Here is a 21,088-nt window from a genome sequence, read left to right on the forward strand (position 1 = left end):
GTCTCGCGGCTTGTTCCTGAGAGAACCACGCGAATTTAACCTCCCTACACGTACCGTGCTTTATGCGCGGTACGTAGAAAGTTGAGTATATTTCATTTGAAAACATAAAGTTACATTCAAATTTTGCGTAGAGCTCTCAGAGCTTGTTCGCGGGATCCATAAGATCTGCATTAAAACACTGGTCCCCGCGAACAAGTCGTGGGGGCGTAGGCAGAAATGTGATTAAGAGATAGCGGGGCATTTAGGCTACAAACTATTTATCCCAATTTATGAATTTTAACCAACATGCCAATCTGAGCATTATCGAGATAATAAACTACACCATCTTTTAGGCGTTGTTTTTGTGATACAGTAAATGAGGATTGTGGATTGCTAGGCGGCGATACCTGTAATTCTGCATCAAAAGAATAATAATTACTTTGTATCACATTTAATTTACCCTGTATTTGCCAGCCATTATGCTCTACTACAGGCAAAGCGACGCTACTTTGATTATTAGCAGGTTGCCTCCATGAGTAATGCCCTAAAATTTGGTAATGCGATTTTCGAGTGAGTAGGTAATATTCATCGCGTAGACTTGAGGAAGATGGAGATAACAAACGATAAGGTTTTCCCGATTTTTCTGTATCCGCTTTCAAGGATATGGCATTTGCACTTATGGGAATAAAAGGTGCATCAACGGCCATGTCCGGGTTTTGATTGGGATGGGCAAATATAATTAAATCAATTTGATAGGAAGACTTGGCTAAGGCAAGGCAGGAGTATAGGATACTTAGTGTTATTATTATTAATCGTTCCATGGCTCAATTTATTTATTGTTATTATTTTAATGGACTTTACCCTTCATTGCATTGTAGTTGAATAAGGGATGGCCTTACTCGATTATACCTGTCTCCAAAGAATTCACTCAACAACAATTTTGGGGAATTTGTCTGCATAATTAATTGGTTTTTTAGACAATTCAATAGCGCTCTTCATCGCTGTTTTAAGCAAGGTATCTGTTAACTTATCGCGAGCTTGAGTCGCAGTAGGCGAACCTTCATCACAGTTTTGTCTTATGCGTCCATCTAAGGGAAGTTGTCCGAGTAATGTGGTTTGGTGTGCGGCACAAAGCGCTTCTGCTCCACCTGCACCAAAAATTGCTTCTTGATGTCCGCATTGACTGCAAATATGCGTGGACATATTTTCTATAATACCCAGTACATCAATACCTGTTTTAGAAAACATGGTAAGGGCTTTTTGTGCATCAAGGGTTGCCACATTTTGTGGAGTAGTCACTACTATAGCAGCAGTAAGGGGGATTTTTTGTACCAAAGTCAATTGAATATCACCGGTTCCAGGCGGTAAATCGATAAACAAATAATCCAGATCCTTCCAAAGGGTAATATCCAACATTTGGATCAGTGATTTAGCAAGCATAGGACCTCGCCAGATAAGTGCTTGTTCGCCATGTGTTAGGTAGCCAATAGACATAGTTTGTATTCCATGCGCTTTTGCAGGAAGATAATGATCACCACTGATTTGTACCGGTTCAGTTTTGCCAAGCATTAAAGGCATGCTTGGACCGTAGATGTCAGCATCTAAAATACCTACTTGTGCACCCAAGCGGGCTAATGCAGTCGCTAAGTTGACGGTTACAGTAGATTTTCCCACGCCCCCTTTTCCTGAAGCTACAGCAATAGTGTTTTTAACTCCACGCAAGCCTTTGCCAACGAGTTGAGTTCTGTGTGGTTTGATTCGTTGATTGATGTGAATTACTATCTGTTGATTTGGAAATGATGATTCTAATGCAGTAAGTAATAGGGGTTTATAATTTTCTTCAAGTAAGCGACAGGGAAATCCAGTAGTTAGGTTGATGACCAACTGATTATTTGTTATTTCAAGACTACACTGTAAATTCATTTCTTTGCCTGTAAGACCAAGAAATGGATCTTTTAGGGTACTCATCAAGTGGATTACAGTATTTTCAGTGGTCATGGATTGCCCTTAAAACACAAAAGAGGAATGATAGCGCAGAGTAGTATTATTTCATAGAATTTGTTTGTGGTGCTCAAGTTGTCAGTTCAGAATGCTCATATTGCCAACTAACCCAATGATTGCTGGGGAGATAATAAATACCACAATAGATAGGAAGGGAGGTATGCTCTGATAGATAAGAACCGTATTCATGTAATTGTTGTCGGTGTTTCATCAATGAAGCTTCATCTTCTTTCCCAGTTTTGAAATCAATAATCCAGCGTTTACCTTGTTCCTCAAAGGTACGATCAATGATGCGAGTAATGGGTCTATTTTGCTGTTCCACCAATAATTCGTATTCGTTTTGCTCCCGATCATGCTTGCTAATAATCCAAAAACCCGTTTGATCCTCAAACATTCGGGCAATTTGTCCCCGCATGCTCAATAGTGCTTCATGTTGTGTTTTGTCATCGAAACCTAACTTCCTCAATTCATAATGAGCGAGGCCCCAGGGAATTTCCGTTATGGTTTTTGGATGATAATCACAGATCCATTGCAACAATTGATGAGTTACTATACCAATGAGTCGAGGAATACTTGTTGATAAAGGAGAAGGCTCTGTTTTTATATTGAGATGGAACACTTCAGACTCCTTGTTTTTGTAATAATCAAGCGGCAAACTTAAGCGTTTGGGCAGGGACGAGTTTCTTTCTTCAATAAGGAACGTGGGTTCATTTTCAGTAAATTCTAGATGCTTAAGAAGATTTTTAAATGAAGCCTTGGAGGATCGTTCTGAATGATCCATTAAATACAAACGTGACTTTGCTCGAGTCACAGCAACATACAGTAATCGTTGTGCCTCATAATGGCTTTTTACTTCATCTAATTGGCTTAAATAATCATATAAAGCACAATGTTCTTGATGTGCAGCTTGTATAGGCGACATGAGTAATAAATTGCCTTGTTTTTGCGTCGGTAAGTTCAGCCAGCGTAACATTGGATTATCGCCACGATTAGGTTGTGCGCCTAAACCGGGTAAAAATACAGTATCAAATTCAAGTCCTTTGGACTTATGAATGGTCATGACGTGTAAACAAGAAGGATTTGCTTGTTGTGAATAGAGTTTATTGAGTTCAGAGAGAAACTCTTTCATATCCGGTAAACGACCGTCTTGTTCATAGCGGTCAAGCAAGGTCCAGAATTGTTCGAGATCATTGAGTTGATTGGTGTTTAGGATAGAGTCGATGTGTAGTTCTTTTAAAGTTTGAATGACCCAACCTGAGAGTCTGCTTTCATACCTTTGAGCCAGCGCTTTGTGCATGACGTGTATAAAAAAATTAGCGCGAATTCTGCCTTCTTCGCTTAATCCCTGGATTTTGTTTAAATGCAATAAGGCAAAGTAAATCGACTTTTTCTTATTAAAGTGAGCTATGGCATGGATATCATTTAAAGCCAAACCACAGTAAGGACTATGAAGCAACGCGAGCCAAGAGAGACGGTTTGCTGGTGTCAGTAAAGCCTGGGTTAATGACCAAACATCGCGCAAGTGGCTTAGATTGGCTAATAAAGTGATATCCGTACCCTGATAGGGAACTTGATGTTGACGCAAGAGGCGAATGATTTCAGCAAGTTGAGTTCTTGAGCGTACCAGAATAGCCATAGTTTGCTCAGGATGGGTTTGCAATTCGTATTGAATGATTTCTATGAGTTTTTTGGCTTCCTGTTCCCGATTTTTAAATTGAATGGCGTGAATGGCACTATGTTTTTCATCTTGAATGACATCTACACTGGGATGAAATGAAACTGCACCAGATTCTATATCAACTTGCCTGGGGAAGATATTGGTGAATTGATTATTTACCCAATTTACAATCGCTTGTGTTGAACGAAAATTGCAGCACAACTGCAGCGATCGGAGTTTGACGGGGCCTATGCCTTGTTCTTTGGCGCGAAAGAATAATCCTACTTCTGCTTGTCTAAAACGGTAAATGGATTGCATGGGATCACCGACGATAAAAAGAGTTTTCCCATCACCTTCCTGCCATCCACTGACAAGTTTGGTTAACAATTCAAACTGGGTAATCGAGGTATCCTGAAATTCATCAACCAGAATGTGATGAAGCGTATGATCTAAATATAAAGCTAAGTCGGTAGGATTTTCTGCATCACCTAATGCACTTAATGCTTGCTGGGATATTGCAGTGAAATCAACTTCGTTTTGTTCGCTAAACAAAACGTGTAAATGACCTACAAGAAGGGGAAGTAACAAAAAGAGTGCTTGTAGAACTTCCCATTGTTCAGGATCATATTCTGGCTTGGGTAAGTTGCTGACTTGAATTAATGCTTCAAGGAAATCAGGATATTCATTGAGTTCGTTGAGCAATTTTTTGCTGGCATTTTTGAGTCTTTTATATTCATCCGGGGCACAGGAGCTACTGAGCAATCCAACGTGATGATCAAAACTTTTGCGAAAATTCGCATCGCCGGTAAGCAAGAGTTTACTTAAAGCGGTTGCAATCTCTTGATTGGTGTGTTGAAAATCATACCAATCTTTTAGCGGATAACGTGGTGAATGAGGATTATTTTCTATAATTGCCAATTCACGAGCACAGTGAGTTAACTCAAGAGCCAAATGCGAGGGCAGACTTTGTGTGAACCGCTTTAATTCATGCTGCTCTATGAGTCGCAGTGCGCGTTCAAAAGCTGATTTTTCTTGGGTGCGTGCTTGAAAGAGGGGAGCTAGCCATTGATCTCTTTGAGAAAGAAGTGCAGTAAATAATTCAAGTAATCGATCCTGACGATTATCGACATGCAACAAGAGTGTTTTTATCGCTTTTTGATATTCGGGTGTTGCTAGTGCAAACTGAATACAGCGTCGACCAGCATTTAAATAATGACTATTCGCTTTTTCAGTAATCTGTGAATAAGCAATTTGTTTTTCCAAAAGAGGAATTGCCTGATTGATGCTTTGGCATAAAGAGTCAATTGTAATAACTTTTAATCGATTTGGCTGATGGAGTAAATTCCATTGAAAGTGGTTATCGCGCTGAAGAGCTGCACGAGCAAAATCGAGCGTCATTTGTTGATGGGGTGTATTGGCTTTTATATTACTCGCTGCTTGTTGTAATGCGAACACAATACGTTCACGCATTTCACTTGCGGCTTTACGGGTGAACGTTAATGCGACAATTTGCTCGGGGGCAGTTACGGTACCTAACAATCGCAAATAACGCTGCGTAAGAATTTCAGTTTTACCTGATCCTGCTGGAGCTTGTACGATAAATGATATGGAAGGATTTGTGGCTTGGCTTCGTTGATCATTGTCGACTAGCATTGTTTTTATTCCTGTATATTTTTAAACATTTTTTTGCTATTAGGTGGGTGTTGGCAATTTATCTCATACCTACGTGCCGCGGCTTGTTCGCGGCATCCAGACGATCTTCAATGACAGATTTCTTCAGATAGAACACGCTGCCGAGGATTTAGATCTTCAATTAAATTTAACTTTCGCTTCCTACATCGTTTTTAATGATTTTCATAATCAACTAAAATAGGTACATCATACTTAACTCTAAGAATTAAGCTCATTTTTAATTTAATTATTTCCTGGATGCCGCGAACAAGCCGCGGCACGTAGGTGGGTCAACACGTCCTAATAGAAGGGACTAATAAAGATCCCCTCATCCGCCTCCTAGTCTATAACGATTTCTTGAGCAGGCGGACGTAAATTATAATGTGAGCTCATGCAACGACCGTAGGCTCCAGCATTGGCAATTAATAATACATCACCTTCTTCGGTCACAGGTAATAACCGATCATAGCCTAAGGTATCTCCCGATTCACAAATTGGACCTACTATATGAGAAAAGCCAGCTTTTTCTTCATGCAATCGACTTAAATTGACAATTTCATGGTAGGCACCATATAAGGAAGGTCGAATTAATGAATTCATACCTGTTTCAATGCCCACAAATTTTACCTTACCTTTTTCTTTACATTGAGTGACTTTGGCAAGAATAACGCCGCTTTCTGCAACAAAAAAACGACCAGGCTCAAGCCAGATTTCAATGTGTGGATAACGTGATTTTACTGCCATTAATAAAGCATCCATATTTGCAAAATCTAATGGTTGTTGCCCGGGTTTTTCTACGATACCCAAGCCGCCACCCAGATTAATGGATTTGGCATGTGGGAATTGCTCTGTTAGAGAGGCAAGCATTAAGGCCGTCTGCTGCCATAACTCCGGAGTAAGAATGCCGCTACCTGAATGTGCATGTAAACCAACTACCTGGATTTTATGTTTCTTGGTTAGTGCCACAACCTGGTCAATATCATTTTGTGTAATACCAAATTTTGACTCATTTCCCCCAGTTGAAACATGCTTGTGGTGACCCGCACCAGTTCCTGGGTCAATTCGAATAATGACCTCGCGATTTTTAAATAAATTAGGCCAATGCTCCAGGGGGTATATGCTATCTATAGTGACATAACACTCAAGATTTAATGCATATTCGTATTCCGTTTTTGGTGCAAAATTAGGGGTAAACAAAATTCGTTTCCGGTCTATGTCAGGAAAGAGCTCCAACACTCTGTCTAACTCTTGGATAGAAACACATTCAAAACCGATGCCTTCTTTTTCCATAGTTTTTAAAATCGATGAATGAGGATTGGCCTTAATCGCATAAAACAATGTATCGATAGATTTTAAAGCCAACAATTGTTTGGCTCGAGCAGCTTGAGTTGGGCTATGGTAGACATAACAAGGCGAATTCAGTGAAGCAATGGTTAATAAACGATCGCGCTCTTTTTCCCACCATGGAATATCGCGAACAGTAGGTTTACCAAACTCCTCATGCCAGCTTTTTGAATAATAGAAAATTTGGGGATTGTTTTCTATGAGTAAATGATGCAGCTTTTGACATAATTGATTTGCCTGCGATTCATCAACAACAAAAGTGAGGTTCAAGTCATTGGATGCGAGTGACATTAAATAGACTTGTTTGGCTTCAAACACCTCTAAAGCTGGGCCAAGTTGCGGCAATACAGTTCTGATATGATGACCTACGAGGCTTACAGCGCTACAGGGTTCAATAAGCTTGGCACGGCCAAATTGATTCAATTCAGCGAGTAAGGAATTAATTGCTGGCCGGTCATGTATTTTACTATTGATATCCAGAGATAATGTTACGTTAAACTCAGAAGAAGAGAGTAAGTCTACTGAGAAACCATGATGTTTGAAGGCTGTAAATACATCAGATAAAAAACCAACTTGTTGCCACATGTGCAAGGTATCTATAGAAATCAATAAAATACTGTTTTTGATTTGAATCGATTTAATTAATGGTGCAGTTTCATCAATATCTTTAGTAATGAGTGTTCCCGAGTGTTCTGGCATTTGTGTAAATTTGACCGACATTGGAATATTGGCACGTCGAACAGGGGGGATGCAATTGGGATGCAATACTTTAGCTCCCATTGTCGCAATTTCCTGGGCTTCATCATAATTTAATTTTTTTAATAAACGTGCTTGTGGCAATTGATGAGGATTCGCAGTATAAATTCCAGGAACATCAGTCCAGATTTCACAAGATGAGGCTTGGAGCTTACCAGCAAGTAAAGCAGCCGAAGTATCAGAGCCACCACGGCCTAACAAAACAGTTTCGCCTTGAGGATTTGCAGCAAAAAAACCTTGAGTAATAATGGCTTGGGCACCGCTCGAGATAAATTGTTCAACTAACTCAGGATCATGTTCACTCTCACAACGAGCAGACAGATAATTTGCAGACACCCCATCAGGAAATGGTGTACTGGTTAAAAGTTCACGTGCATCATACCATTTACAATGGATTCCTTCTTTTTCGAGAAATGCATGGCCTAGGCGAGTCATCATAAGTTCGCCCATACTTAAAATTTCTGCATGCGTTTTCGCAGGGGCTTGTTTTAATAAGGCAATGCCAGTGAGCCACTGCTCTAATTGCAACAAATCTTTGGCAACTAATTCAGAATCTACTTCCAGCTGTTCAGCAAGATTAACATGCCCATGACGAATGTCAGCAAGGATGCTCTGGTGCTCATTGATTAATGCAGCCTCAATGGCTTTTTCAAGTTTGTTAGAAATTTGCGTTAGCGCGGAGCATACGATAACGGGCTGGACCCCAGCGCTCATATGTTTTTTAGTTATGGAAGCAATATTATTCCAAGTGTTACGAGTTGAAACGCTGGTGCCGCCGAATTTAGTTACTATTTGTCGCATGATTCATTTCCGCACAAAATTAAAACACATTAGCATGGACGGGAGTAGGTGTACAAGTCTAAATGTTTTGAATTAAATATTTATCAGTTATTTTTTTATTAATTAATCATGATGGACTTAATTAGATCATTATGGGCTAATATTCATTACTTGTTGAATATAAATAAGAAAAAAGTATTTTTAAGGTGTTTTTAATGATTTGAAAACAAGGTACACTCGCTATCTAGCGGACGTATTTTATCAATTTTTTGAAGTTTGATACTTGAGGAGTAAGGAGTGAAAAATATGCACAAACCTTTAAGGACACTAGTTAGCGCGGCTGTTATTAGTGTTCTGGCTGCAAGTGGAGTTCATGCAGCAGGATTCTCTTTATACGGAGAGGGCGCTGGATATGCAGTTGGTAACTATGCTGCTGGTTCTGCAGCTGAAGCAGCTGATGCATCAACAGGTTGGTATAACCCTGCCGGTTTAGCCTTACTTCGTGAGCAGCAAGTAGTGTTTGGGGGTATTGGCATATTTCCTACTCTGAAACTGGACGGCACAAGTACTTTTACTACTCGTAGTGGTGCTACTTCCGTTAATTACGTACAAGATTTAGACGGTGTAGATGGAAGTTACAATGCGTTTGTTCCTTCATTTCATTATGCTCTTCCCATAGGTGAGCGTACTACTTTTGGTCTAAGTATTACTGCCCCATATGGTTTGTCTACTGATTGGGCTCCTGATTCTCCTGTACGTTATTCAGCGACATATACCGAAATTTTGACTATGGATGTTTCGCCAGAATTAGGTACTCGACTCACGGAGCATTTTGCATTGGGGGCCGGCCTTGATATTCAATGGTCTCGTGCTAAATTTAATCAAATGATTGGCGCTCCCACTTTATTTCAAATTCTTGGGGAAGATCCTGCGCTTGTTGACACTTTAAGTTACAACAAAGCAAAATCTTATGGAGTTGGTTTCCATGTTGGGGTGATGGGAATATTTAATGATAATCACACCCGCATAGGTCTTAATTATCAATCCAGAATAAGACATGTTTTCTACGGCCATAGCCGCTTGACTGGAATATTGGCGAATAACGATTTTAATCTGATTTTCCCGGTATTACCTCCTTCAACAACCCGTATAAATAATGACTTATTTAGTGATCCACAAGAATTCCCAGATGTACTTACATTAAGTGCTTATCAGGATATCAATGAGAGATTGGCTTTATTAGGATCTGTTGTTTATACAGGTTGGGGTGTTTTTAAAGTAATTCAATTAAATAATGTTGCAGTACCCAGTATTGGCTCCCCACCACTTTTTAATGTGACACAAGCCAATATTAATAGTGCTGTGCCTCAAAACTATCATGATTCCTGGCGTGTTGCCCTTGGGGCCAATTACCATGTAAATTCAAAACTTATGTTGCGTATAGGTGGTGGTTATGATCAGACGCCAACAAATGATACGGATAGAAACGTTCGTTTACCTGATATTGATCGTTGGGCAATTGCTGTTGGCGCCCATTATCAATGGCGTCCCACTGTTGGTATCGATGTAGGATACACTCATTTATTTGCTGGAGGTAAGCCAGATGTGGATTCTGTCCAGGCTCTTTCACAAACCGCTATATACAATGTGAATGCTAACGACGGTCATTTTGCTGCTGATCTTGTGGGCGCTCAATTGACATGGATTATTGATAAAGTTCCTGAAGTACCTACTAAATAATTATTTTAGAAATGATTCTGATGGATAAAAGCCACTTCAAGTGGCTTTTTTATTTGTAGCTGTTCATACCTGTTGCAAATAACTAAGTAGATGAATGGTTACTGATTTTTGTTAATATGGATTAACTTAGACGTTTGATGGAGGCGAAACTCGCCTCCTAACTGATATAAATGAAAATAATTAATTTTTGATAATGGTGGCTTCACCTAGGCCATTTACAAAAAGGGTATATCCGTTCTTTGATAAATATTTTGGATTGATATCACCAGTATCAAGATCCATATGAACTTCCCCAACTTCTATGGGATTAGCTGTATTAGTAGCCATTTTAATTACTGCAGAACACTGTTTACCAGTTGTATGTCCATAGCAGGCCAATTTTACGAGATTCCAATAAACTTTTTGCGTTGAATTGGCGGCAGTTGGGTATGCAGAAGGGACGCCGGCAATATATGCATTTGATTCTACAGAAGTATTGTTATGGGTGATTAAATAAACAGGACTTGCAAAAGCTGTTACAGCACTTAAACCTAAAGTTACTACTGAAAAACCTTTAAATATTAAATTCATTATATCTTTTTCTCCATTTAATTATAAGTGATTCGTTAGAAGTTAATATCTCCACTAAAGTTAGTGAAAAGTAACTGCTCTTAACCAATCGGATTTTTTACATCTTTAAAACGCACCCAAGAGTATATCGCAAAATAACTTAGTGTCTATTACATTAGTCTTAAGCAATATTTTTGGAAAGGAGTCTATTTTCCCTCAGATAATAAAAACAAGCTCAAGACTGGAGATTAACTCAGGCCGTACTTGTTTCTATTTAGAGAATAAGTGTTTTTAGCTAATATGCTTATATGTTTATGATTTCTGACTCAATAAACGTGCGATATCTTTGGCAAAGTAAGAAATAATAAAATCTGCTCCAGCACGTTTTATCGCAACCAAACTCTCTATTATGGCCTGCTCTTCATTGATAAGCTGGTTTTGAGCAGCGATCTTAATCATCGAATATTCACCGCTTACCTGATAAGCACAAAGAGGCACCTCTGGGAAATGTTGTTTTAGTTTCGCTATAATATCCAGGTAAAATCCGGCAGGTTTTACCATGATCATATCGGCACCTTCCTCAATGTCCAGAGCTGTTTCTCTTAGGGCTTCAGCACTATTTGCAGGATCCATTTGATAGGCTTTACGATCACCAAATTTTGGAGCTCCTTGAGCTGCTTCTCTAAAAGGTCCATAAAGGCAGGAGCAGTATTTGGCGCTGTAGCTTAATATAGGGATATGCTGATATCCTTTAGTATCTAGAGCCTCGCGAATCACACTCACCATTCCATCAGTCATTCCACTAGGAGCGACCCAATCTGCACCAGCTTGCGCATGACTTAGAGCTTGTTTTGCAAGAAAAGCTAAGGTCTTGTCGGTATCAATGCATTCTCCTGCGAGCACCCCACAATGACCATGATCCGTGTATTCACAAAAACAAAGATCGGTAATAATTAGGATATCCCTATTTACAGCACGAATTGCTTTTATCGCTTTTTGAATAATTCCTTCATGATTAAATGATTCACTACCATACGCATCTTTATATTTAGGGATCCCAAATAAAAGTACCGCGGGAATGCCCAAGGAAGTGAGTAATTCAATTTCATTCGGAATACAATCGAGACTTAATTGAAATTGACCGGGCATTGCGCTTATTTCTTGGGGTTCATTAAGTAATTCACTGATAAATAAAGGAGCAATGAATTGTTGCGGATGTAAGCGTGTTTCTTTAACTAAAGCACGAGACATGGCACTACTTCTTAAACGAGTTAACCTTAATGGTATGTTGTAATCGGTCATTAAATTAATCCTGTTATGTCATCACACTGTACGGTCAGAAGGGGCGAAGAGCCCAAATCGTATCCGAGATATTTTAACACAAACCCTGTAGTTTGAGTGAATACAGCGCTTTAACTGAGAGATAACTATCCAATACCAGGGCTTTATCTTCACCTTGGCGGCTTTGAACGTTTTCTTTTTTTAATTTTTTTATTTGAGGTATACAAAAAATCAATAGCGCTACTTGTATCACTATTACTTACTTGAATACTAAAAAACTTGTTGAGTAAGTATCTGAGGGTCAACATATTTGTATCCGTTTGTGATAGGCCAATGTTATAACTTAAATAAAGACGTTTTGAAAGTGATTTTCCTACCATAAAAGAAGTAGTATCACTCGTGGTATTGGTTATTTGATTGTAGTTTGTATTCGTTTGTATATTAAAATCTATGCCTGCAGTTTGTTTGAGTTGCTCTAAGAGTTGGAGACTTTTTGTGTCACTTCCTAGATTCATAGAAGATATAGCTGCGAGAAGCAATTGTCCTCCTGCTTTATCTGCTTGGTTTGCCGGACGGCCAAGGACAAGCAGGGAAAGGATATCCGCTTGAGAAAAGGTTGCAGGCTCGGAAAATAATTGAATTTTAGGGCGAGCCAATCGACCGCTGACTTCTACGCCTAAAATCAGTGTTTCTCCGTAATTAATATTTTGTAGATTTGTGCTATTAAAATCCAAAAGTTGACTTGAGGTGGCGAAAGTAGTTGAGGTAGTTCTAATTTTTTTTGCTGCACGTATGTTAATTTCAGGATTACTCATGGATCCGCCAAAGATTAATTGCCCCTGTTGTATTGCTAAGTTCTGTCCATAGGCTTTATAAGTACCATCTCGAACTGATAATTCGCCATATGCATTGATTGTGCTTTGTTGTTGTTTGATATTCAGTGTTCCCTCTAAATGCCCCTGTAATCCTTTTATATTGACTGCAACTTCTTTCCCCATCTCGAGATCAATATCCATATTGTTAATCAAAGTAAATGAAGGAGATGTTTTTTCTTTACGTTTATAAACCACATCATCAGGTAAAGAAATGCTGTTGTTGAATGAGCGAGGTTTAATTTCAGCATAAGGAACCAAAATGGTACCAGAAAGGGATTGCAGGTTTGGTGTTACATGTAGGTTGAGTTTTGGGGAAATGTGAATCTTATATTCACTGGTTTGAACCAACGGAAAATCATTCCCTTCAAGAGTGAAATCTCCTGTAAATTGAGAGCTTAAGCTTCCTTTTCCGGCGAGCGATAAATGATGGCCAGCTGATGCTGCTGAACCTGTTGCTTCCCAAGAGTGTTCATTGCCGCGTACGTTCATTTCGAGGGTATTGATATTAAGACCCAGTTTAGGTAAAGAAAGACTTGCTTTATTAAGTATCAAATGACTTTCTATTTTTCTTTTATTCAAAGTACCATTTACTTTTAATGAAGCAATCAATTGTCCCTTGAGCTTGTCAATTTCAGGGCTAATTTTTTGCAAAAAACTGAGAGAACTTAATTCCAAAGATAATTCACTATTTATTACTTGGTCGTCCTTTAAGCCAGCATCAAGAGTGAATTTAGGCAGGTTAAATTGCAGTTTTAAATTTTTATTTTCATCAATTGCCAAAATGCCGGAGCCTTTAAGCTGTTCTGGTGAAAGGATGATCTTTAAAGACCCGCCCTTGAATTGAACATTTGGAAAAGGGTCATCATTAGGGGGATGATAAAAGCCAGGACTTATGGTCAACAATAAATTGCCTTGATTTTTAGCGGTAATCTCGCCATGGGTGGATAATTTAGTATACAAACGAGCATGCTGAGCAGAAGTATTCTGAGGCTGGATTAGAGTGGCATTAAAAGTCCACTGCCAAGGCAAAGTTCCGCGAATTTTTGCATCCATTAACCACTGATCTTTGGGGAGAGTAGTTATTTGTGAGTGCATGCTGATTTGTATATTTGGTAAAATACCGGTTGCGGTGATTGTTCCTTTTTCACTGTCTATGATTTTTTTATCTTTTGCTGCATTCCATTGCAGACCTCGCCATTGAGCGGTCACTAATTGGCTTTCTCGCAACGAATGAGGTTTCCATTGTACCTCCAATTGTTCTATTTTTATTTTAAGGGATTTATCTTGGTATTCAACTCCATTCAGAGTAAAGTGATTTAATAGGCTACCTTCAAGTTGCTGAATTTTTAGCGTGCCAGGAAGGTATAGACGGCTGAATTGGATAAGAGCATGCAGTCCTGGCTTTGTATCCAGTAAAAATAAGACTATTCCTGCAAGTAAAATAAGGAATAAAGAGCTTATATAAAGTGTTTTAACGAACACGCGCAGAATTTTTATGAGAATTCGCTTCATAAATCGGGCCCCATGCTGATCACCAAACGTGGGTTATTTCCGTCACGTTGCCATCGATTATTAATTGTCTGAGCCAATCCTACTTTGATTGGACCTATAGGTGAAACCCACATTAAACCACCACCTGCATCATAATAAGCTGTTAAAGGGGCTGGATTGTAAACTGCTCCTGCGTCATAAAATGCAATCAGATACCAATTTTTTTTGGTTTCCTTTTGAATTTCAAAACCACCATAACTAAGTATTCTGCCTGGACCTATTGAATTAAAGCCAAATGCTTTTAAATTATCCATTCCTCCCAAAAGCAATGCAAGTGATACGGGTTGTTGATTAATATTATTGATTGCAGTAACACCTTGAATTGCATGCCCGTAAAGGCGTAAACGTAGCGGTTCTATTCGCATCGCAGCTTTTATATCCAAGGAAGCCTGAGCAAAATTAATAGTAGACAGAAGGGCTCTGCTTGCAGCAAGACCATTGACCGTAATGTTATATCCGGAGGGAGAAAAAAGTAAAGCCTGGGTTTTGCTAAACGTTAAACTTGCTTTGGGATAAAGTAGAAATTGCTTTGTATTTTCCTGAAGCGAATAATGAAATCCTTCATAAAGTGTATTTATAGAGAGTACACGTTGATAATTGGTTACCCGATGTTGTTGGGCCAGGGAGACAAGATATGAATTACTGTACCCTGCAGTGTAATTTAAATTCGAAAAATTTCCTGTAAGAGTATATTGATCATTGACAGGATTTTTACCGGGAACAACATATTGGGCTTGTAATGCATTTTGAACAAAAGATCCTTGAGCCATTAGGTTGAATTTATGTCCTTGGCGATTGACTGGTACAACATGCAATGCAGCTCGGCCACGAACTCCCGTATCTGTTCCATATCCGGCACCAAGAGTGTAAGAATATTTGGATGCAGGTTCAGTATAGATTTGCACTGGAACAGTTGGGTTTTCAGTAACTTGTGGTTTAACAAGTACAGAACTAAAATAACCGCTATTTGATAAATCATTATTTAACTGAAGTATTTTATCTCCGGAATAGATTTGTCCTGGATGAAAGGGTACAAAACGATGCAGTAACTTAGGATCAATGTATGTAGGATTAAATTGTATTTGCCCAAAATAATAAAGAGGTCCAGTATCAAGAATCAGTGTAATTTCTGCCGTGTAGTTTTCTTCATCAATTAAAATTTCACTTTTCTTAAATCCAGCACGCATGTAACCTTGACTTTCTGCTGAGTCGAGAAGTTTTAGTTTTGTTCGTTCATATTCTTCTGTGAAGAGAGGAGTACCTTGCATTAATGGTATATTTTTTATTGCATCACGAAGGATAAGGTTGCGTGCTCCTTCACCAATAAGTTCTATTTTAAGTTGCGAAATCATGATTTGAGGGCCAGCATGGATTATGACAGTCAACTGCCGCGCACCAGGCCTGCGTACAGTAGCCTCGGCTTTAAAATAGCCGAAAGGCTGGACTGCCTGAATAACTTGTTCTTGCAATTCCTCCTGACTGAATTGGGCAAGAGGTTTTAATTTTTGTAATTCATTCAAACGTTTTTCAACGTTGGCTTCGACTTTTCCGGAAACTCCATAAATTGTAATGGATACTGGGGCATTATCTTGAGCGAATAACGCAAAACAGGTAATGAGAAGTATCAGATAGATTAGTTTTTTCATGATAGTCTCAGTACTTTTTCCACCAAAAATGTCCCTATCTGCATCAGAAAACATTTTGAGAATATACACTTAATCGAGAGGAAGGGCTAGGTAATATAAAAGTAAATATAATCATCATTATTGTTATTTTCGATTCAATATGTAAAATAAGTTTTCATTTGACGGAGTTGATCCAGCCACTGCCCAAAATAAAATGATTTAGCTGAGAAAATGATATTGGCTCAAGGAATGTATCCTGTTCGAATGAATTATGACATTAATTTTTTACCATACTTTTGAACCGATAAATTAAATCAAGTGCTTCTCGAGCAGTCAGTCTATCCGGATCAAGCTGCGCTAGTTCATGTAAAATAGGTGATTGTTGGGTAGGCACTTGCGCTTCTGGGCGTCTTTGGGAAGCTGGTGTTGTGACTTGTATGTGATTTAAATGAGTATGAGCAATTTTTAAAACCTCCGCGGGTATACCTGCAAGCTCTGCTACTTCCAATCCATAACTTCGATTTGCATGTCCTGGTTCTACCCGATATAAAAAGATGATCCGCCCACTATCCAATGATGCTTGTAAATGGACATTTCGAATACATGGCCATTGTTCCGGAAGATGAGTTAATTCAAAATAGTGCGTAGAAAACAAAGTATACGCCTTAATGGTTGTTGCAAGATAAGTACAGCTTGCATAGGCCAGAGCCATGCCATCATAAGTGCTGGTACCACGTCCGATTTCATCAATTAAAACCAAGCTTTCATGTGTTGCCTGTCTTAGAATTTGTGCTGTTTCAGTCATTTCCACCATAAAGGTTGAACGTCCAGAGGCCAGATCGTCACTCGCACCAATACGAGTAAAAATTCTATCAATAGGTCCTAAAGTTACCGATTGAGCGGGGACAAAGCTGCCAATATGAGCTAGAAGGACAATTAAAGCAGTTTGCCGCATATACGTCGATTTACCGCCCATGTTGGGGCCGGTAATGAGCAATATATTTTGCGACGGGTTGAGCTGTAAGTCATTGGCGATAAAACGCTCCTGCAGCAAATGTTCAATTACTGGATGACGGCCTGCCTCAATGGAAATCTGTGATTCAGATACTAGGTTTGGGCAGCACCAATTGAAACTTTGAGCTCGCTCTGCAAGAGTTGTTAACACATCTAATTTCGCTAATGCTTGGGCTAATTGTGTCAATTCATTTATATTTTGCTGAATTTCTACCAGTAAATTTTCATAGAGCCATTTTTCACGTGCCAAGGCCTTTACTTGGGCTGATAATACTTTCTCTTCAAATTGTTTCAATTCTGGCGTGATATAACGTTCCACATTTTTTAAAGTTTGCTTTCTGTGGTAATGCGGAGGCGCTTTTTCTGCCTGAGTTTTAGAAAGTTCAATATAATAACCTTGTACGTTATTGAAACCGAATTTTAGAGTAGATAATCCAGTTTTTTGTTTTTCTTCTTGTTCTAAGTGGATGAGTTTATCATTGGCTCGCGTACTAAGTAGTCTTAATTCATCAAGCTCTTCATCAAAGCCAGGAGCTATGACGCCACCATCACGAATCAATACAGGGGGATTTTCTATAATTGCCGATGCAAGCAGCTGCTGCAATGCAGGTAGCGGCTTAATGTGTTTTTTTAACTTCACTAGAAGTTCGCTTTTGTTGTGAGTAAGTACGACGTTTAGCTCAGGAAGTAAAGCTAAAGTATGACTTAAAGCAACTAAATCGCGTGGGCGTGCTGATTTTAGAGCAATGCGTGACACAATTCGCTCTACATCACATACCTGTCTCAGCAGTTCATGGATGGATACATCGTGTTGTAGATGGATAATTTCCTTTATGGCCTGTTGACGCGCCATGATTTGAGCATGTTGTTTGAGTGGTCTTCCCAACCACCGTTTCAGTAAACGACTGCCCATGGAACAGGCAGTTTTATCCAGCAGAGATAATAAGCTGTTTTCATGGTTGCCGCTCATATTTTCGAATATTTCCAAGTGCTTCTGTGTTGAGGCATCCAGTTGTAAGTAATCATGGGCATGCTCAAGGGTCATTGTGGTTAAATGAGGAAGAGCTTGTTTTTGTGTCGCCTGTAAGTAGCTCAATAAAGCACCTGCTGCAACTAAAGCAGTAGGATGATCTTGCTCACCAAAAGCAGAAAGATCATTGACTGAAAATTGATCACATAGACGTTTTTTTGCATCGTCAAAACAAAACTCCCAACCAGGTCTCAGCTTGATTGGAAAATTGACGCAATATTCTTCCAAAGAAGATTCTTCTTGTAAGAGTAATTCAGCGGGCTGCAGTCTCATAAGCTCTGCACTAAGCTGATTTACTTCTGTTAATTCCAATAAATGAAAACGTCCGCTGCTCAGTTCAACCCACGCAAGACCAATTTTTTGTTTTTGGTAGTGAATAGCCAGCAATAAATTATCTTTTTTTGCATCCAAAAGTGCTTCATCAGTCACTGTTCCTGGAGTGATAATGCGAGTAACCTGACGCTCTACAGGCCCTTTGCTTGTTGCAGGGTCTCCTATTTGTTCACAAATAGCCACTGACTCGCCTTTTTTGATTAATCGAGCCAGATAATTTTCCACCGCATGATAAGGCACGCCTGCCATGGGAATAGGTTTGTCAGCAGATTGGCCGCGATGGGTCAAAGTAAGATCCAATAATTGGGCTGCACGTTTGGCATCATCAAAGAATAATTCATAAAAATCACCCATACGATAAAGCAGAAGCATATCAGGGTATTCTGATTTAATGCGTAAATACTGTTGCATCATTGGTGTATGAGAAGTGGTCATGATGTATTTTCTTGAGTTGAAATTGCGGCAATTTTAGCAAAATCACTTAAGGTAGAGTAGATAAAATTTATATTCATCAAAAATGATTTAGATGTGATATTCTTAATCGGTTAAAAATTGATGAGTTTAGTTACAATGAAGTTGCTAAAAGAGGGATTATTTATTATTTACCAATACTTGGTAAAACAAACGGAGGATGCAAGTCATCAAATTACGCTGTTTGGCATAGTGATGATGATTAATTACCCGCTCTTTGGAGTATTTTGGAAACTCGAAAGTTTTCAAATGAGTGAGGAATTTTTCTTAAGACTTGTTGCTGCTTTTCTCTGTGCCAGTTTGGCCGCGAATCGGTTTTGGCCACAAGCATTGTTAAAGTTTTTGCCTATTTTCTGGTATGCGGTTTTATTATTTTGTTTACCTTATTTTTTTTGCTATTTAACATTAATTAATCATTGCTCTACTTTATGGTTAATGAATTGTGTTTCCGCTATTTTTTTCCTTTTATTGGTAACTAGTGTTCGGGGCACTTTAGTACTGACTTTTTTGGGATGCGGCCTGGCGGTGTTCTCTTATTTTTCATCGCATCAAATGATTGAATACATTCCTGGAAATATATCCCTGTTTAGTTTATCTGTTACTTTTATTGCTGCAATAATGATTGGCGCTTTGTTTGCTCGGGATAGGGAAATTATCACTGCGGGACGACTTTCGGGAATGCGAATGTTAGCAAGTAGCATCGCCCATGATCTGCGTACACCATTAGCAAGTATTTATTTGCAGGCTGAGTTACAAGAAATTATGCTGAAAAAAATTAAAAACTCTGAGATACGAAAAGATTTACAAGAAAGCTTAAATAAAATTACTCGTGGAATAGAAACAAGTAATCGTCTCATTAGTATGCAGTTGAGCAATATCAAACATAATAAATTCAATACGAGAAACTTTACTATTTATTCCATCAAAAATTTAATTGAACGTTCCCTGGATGATTATCCTTTAAAAGAAACCCAGAAGTCACTGATACAGGTCAGTAATGAAAATAATTTTTCAATTTGGTTAGAGGAATTGGCATTTAAGAATTTACTCTGGAATTTATTAAAAAACAGTCTTGAATATATTGAAGAAATGGGAAAAGGAATCATTTCAATTTGGTTGGAAATTGGTTCCGAGAAAGACAATTTTAATTATCTGCATGTCAGAGATACTGCCAGGGGATTGTATTCCAAAAACTTTGAAAAGGTTTTTGAGAGTTTTTATTCTGAGCGTAAAGACGGTACTGGATTAGGACTGGCTTATTGTAAATTACTCATGCAAGATGCAGGGGGCGATATCTTTTGTAAGGGTAAATTAAATGAGTTTGCTCATTTTATTGTGAAATTTCCTAAAATTGATTAAATCAAGCTTGCAATTGTACTTTGGGATCCGCTGACAAGCGGGATGTAGGCAGGGGGTAGCCTTTTACAGAGCAATTGCATGTCTTGCATAAAGTACGGCAAGTAAGCAAAAAGAGTTGCTTTATATTCATAAATTAGATGTGGTCATGTGCTGTTGGAGCAGTTGCTAAAGTGAATAGTTGCTGGGACAAATTACACCACATCTGAAGTTGATGTGTATAAATGAAGTGAAAGGCTCGAATTATTTTATGTGGAGTTTTTTCCCATATAGGCTGAATTAATTCCAGGGTGGAATCAAAATGGGTTACATACGCATGTACCTTAAAAAAAGTTTTTGCAGGTGATGATAAATTAATTGAGTCCGCCATTTGAAGCAAATAGGGATAATCCAGATTATCAAGACGCTCATAAGCAGCAAAAGCGGCTATTCTTTCTTCTTCATCATGCTCTGACAGCCATTGCAAGTGAGCTTTATTGAAATTTTTTGCAAAAGGAACATAGTGTGTTTCATTAATGATTTCATCATGAATATCTACATCACACTCTTTTGCAAAACGTTCAAAGAGCATTTCATGAGAAAATCGACTTCCTATTCCCAATTCCTCATGAATATTTTCAAGAATTATTTTTTTTGTTAATTCATTACTGGCAAAATTAGCAATGAACCATACAAAATTAATGAAATGACCTCTTAAATGATAAAAAATAGATGCGAAAATCTTTTTTTGTTCACAGGTCCAGACACTTGTCTTTTGTGGATCAAATAAAGGAATGGGAGTAAGAGATTGGCGATAATTCAAATCATTTTTATGAAGAAAATCATGGAGTGATTGGGGAAGATCATCAACAAAGTAGTCTGGCATGATGTAATTTTTATTCTTGGGTAATGCGTCCATATATCATGAAAAAACCTTAGCATATAGAGAAATAGTTATGCAATTAATTTTGAAAGGATTTGTCGCTTCAACTTCAATAAATACCCCTGGATTAAAGAATAGAATCTGGGATATTATCAATGGACTTCTTTCCAAATTTTACTGGGGTGGAGATGTGCTTGTCGATGCGGTGCTCGA

The 21,088-nt window shown here is 38.6% G+C and carries 12 protein-coding genes; 2 read left to right on the plus strand and 10 right to left on the minus strand.

Annotated features, from left to right (window positions below; all coding sequences use genetic code 11):
* Positions 1 to 257: 257 nt before the first annotated feature.
* The 4 genes from DY223_RS06520 to DY223_RS06535 form a co-directional block, all read right to left on the minus strand.
* On the minus strand, positions 258 to 800 hold the full coding sequence (locus DY223_RS06520; RefSeq protein WP_058459163.1) for a CsiV family protein: 543 nt from the start codon (positions 798 to 800) through the stop codon (positions 258 to 260).
* 103 nt (positions 801 to 903) lie between these two features.
* On the minus strand, positions 904 to 1,977 hold the full coding sequence (gene apbC / locus DY223_RS06525; RefSeq protein ID WP_058459164.1) for an iron-sulfur cluster carrier protein ApbC: 1,074 nt from the start codon (positions 1,975 to 1,977) through the stop codon (positions 904 to 906).
* Positions 1,978 to 2,050: 73 nt separating this feature from the next.
* Positions 2,051 to 5,290: a UvrD-helicase domain-containing protein gene (locus DY223_RS06530; RefSeq protein WP_058459165.1), complete on the minus strand. Its 3,240-nt coding sequence runs from the start codon at positions 5,288 to 5,290 to the stop codon at positions 2,051 to 2,053.
* A 357-nt stretch (positions 5,291 to 5,647) separates the two neighbouring features.
* Positions 5,648 to 8,209, minus strand: coding sequence for a bifunctional aspartate kinase/diaminopimelate decarboxylase (locus tag DY223_RS06535; RefSeq protein WP_058459166.1), 2,562 nt, complete (start codon positions 8,207 to 8,209; stop codon positions 5,648 to 5,650).
* A 276-nt stretch (positions 8,210 to 8,485) separates the two neighbouring features.
* On the opposite strand from DY223_RS06535, the gene DY223_RS06540 reads away from it, so the two are divergent.
* Complete coding sequence (locus DY223_RS06540; RefSeq protein ID WP_058459167.1) at positions 8,486 to 9,928, plus strand: OmpP1/FadL family transporter; 1,443 nt, start codon at positions 8,486 to 8,488, stop codon at positions 9,926 to 9,928.
* A 180-nt stretch (positions 9,929 to 10,108) separates the two neighbouring features.
* On the opposite strand, the gene DY223_RS06545 is transcribed toward DY223_RS06540, so the two are convergent.
* From DY223_RS06545 to mutS, 5 genes are all read right to left on the minus strand, one after another.
* Complete coding sequence (locus tag DY223_RS06545; RefSeq protein WP_058459168.1) at positions 10,109 to 10,498, minus strand: hypothetical protein; 390 nt, start codon at positions 10,496 to 10,498, stop codon at positions 10,109 to 10,111.
* A gap of 291 nt (positions 10,499 to 10,789) precedes the next feature.
* Positions 10,790 to 11,779, minus strand: coding sequence for a porphobilinogen synthase (hemB, locus tag DY223_RS06550; protein WP_058459169.1), 990 nt, complete (start codon positions 11,777 to 11,779; stop codon positions 10,790 to 10,792).
* 149 nt (positions 11,780 to 11,928) lie between these two features.
* Positions 11,929 to 14,145, minus strand: a complete 2,217-nt coding sequence (locus tag DY223_RS06555) for a translocation/assembly module TamB domain-containing protein (protein ID WP_058459170.1) — start codon at positions 14,143 to 14,145, stop codon at positions 11,929 to 11,931.
* The gene (locus DY223_RS06560) at positions 14,142 to 15,830 is read right to left on the minus strand and encodes an autotransporter assembly complex protein TamA (RefSeq protein WP_058459362.1); all 1,689 of its coding nucleotides are present in this window, start codon (positions 15,828 to 15,830) and stop codon (positions 14,142 to 14,144) included. Before DY223_RS06560 ends, DY223_RS06555 begins: the two co-directional genes overlap by 4 nt.
* Positions 15,831 to 16,086: 256 nt before the next feature.
* The gene (mutS, locus tag DY223_RS06565) at positions 16,087 to 18,621 is read right to left on the minus strand and encodes a DNA mismatch repair protein MutS (protein WP_058459171.1); all 2,535 of its coding nucleotides are present in this window, start codon (positions 18,619 to 18,621) and stop codon (positions 16,087 to 16,089) included.
* A 135-nt stretch (positions 18,622 to 18,756) separates the two neighbouring features.
* Between mutS and DY223_RS06570 the strand changes: the two genes are divergently transcribed.
* Positions 18,757 to 20,016, plus strand: a complete 1,260-nt coding sequence (locus tag DY223_RS06570) for a sensor histidine kinase (protein ID WP_058459172.1) — start codon at positions 18,757 to 18,759, stop codon at positions 20,014 to 20,016.
* Positions 20,017 to 20,149: 133 nt separating this feature from the next.
* Here DY223_RS06570 and DY223_RS06575 read toward each other — a convergent pair whose 3' ends face one another.
* Positions 20,150 to 20,878 carry an iron-containing redox enzyme family protein gene (locus DY223_RS06575; protein WP_058459363.1) on the minus strand — a complete coding sequence of 243 codons (729 nt, stop codon included), beginning with the start codon at positions 20,876 to 20,878 and terminating at the stop codon, positions 20,150 to 20,152.
* Positions 20,879 to 21,088 lie beyond the last annotated feature (210 nt).

It is taken from the genome of Legionella bozemanae (assembly GCF_900450575.1).
GTDB classification, from domain to species: domain Bacteria; phylum Pseudomonadota; class Gammaproteobacteria; order Legionellales; family Legionellaceae; genus Legionella; species Legionella bozemanae.

What these genes read in the sequence shown, in the direction of transcription:
- DY223_RS06520 (WP_058459163.1), bottom strand. Translation starts at nt 800, where the DNA reads ATGGAACGATTAATAATAATAACACTAAGTATCCTATACTCCTGCCTT.
- apbC (WP_058459164.1), bottom strand. Translation starts at nt 1,977, where the DNA reads ATGACCACTGAAAATACTGTAATCCACTTGATGAGTACCCTAAAAGAT.
- DY223_RS06530 (WP_058459165.1), bottom strand. Translation starts at nt 5,290, where the DNA reads ATGCTAGTCGACAATGATCAACGAAGCCAAGCCACAAATCCTTCCATA.
- DY223_RS06535 (WP_058459166.1), bottom strand. Translation starts at nt 8,209, where the DNA reads ATGCGACAAATAGTAACTAAATTCGGCGGCACCAGCGTTTCAACTCGT.
- DY223_RS06545 (WP_058459168.1), bottom strand. Translation starts at nt 10,498, where the DNA reads ATGAATTTAATATTTAAAGGTTTTTCAGTAGTAACTTTAGGTTTAAGT.
- hemB (WP_058459169.1), bottom strand. Translation starts at nt 11,779, where the DNA reads ATGACCGATTACAACATACCATTAAGGTTAACTCGTTTAAGAAGTAGT.
- DY223_RS06555 (WP_058459170.1), bottom strand. Translation starts at nt 14,145, where the DNA reads ATGAAGCGAATTCTCATAAAAATTCTGCGCGTGTTCGTTAAAACACTT.
- DY223_RS06560 (WP_058459362.1), bottom strand. Translation starts at nt 15,830, where the DNA reads ATGAAAAAACTAATCTATCTGATACTTCTCATTACCTGTTTTGCGTTA.
- mutS (WP_058459171.1), bottom strand. Translation starts at nt 18,621, where the DNA reads ATGACCACTTCTCATACACCAATGATGCAACAGTATTTACGCATTAAA.
- DY223_RS06570 (WP_058459172.1), top strand. Translation starts at nt 18,757, where the DNA reads ATGAAGTTGCTAAAAGAGGGATTATTTATTATTTACCAATACTTGGTA.
- DY223_RS06575 (WP_058459363.1), bottom strand. Translation starts at nt 20,878, where the DNA reads ATGCCAGACTACTTTGTTGATGATCTTCCCCAATCACTCCATGATTTT.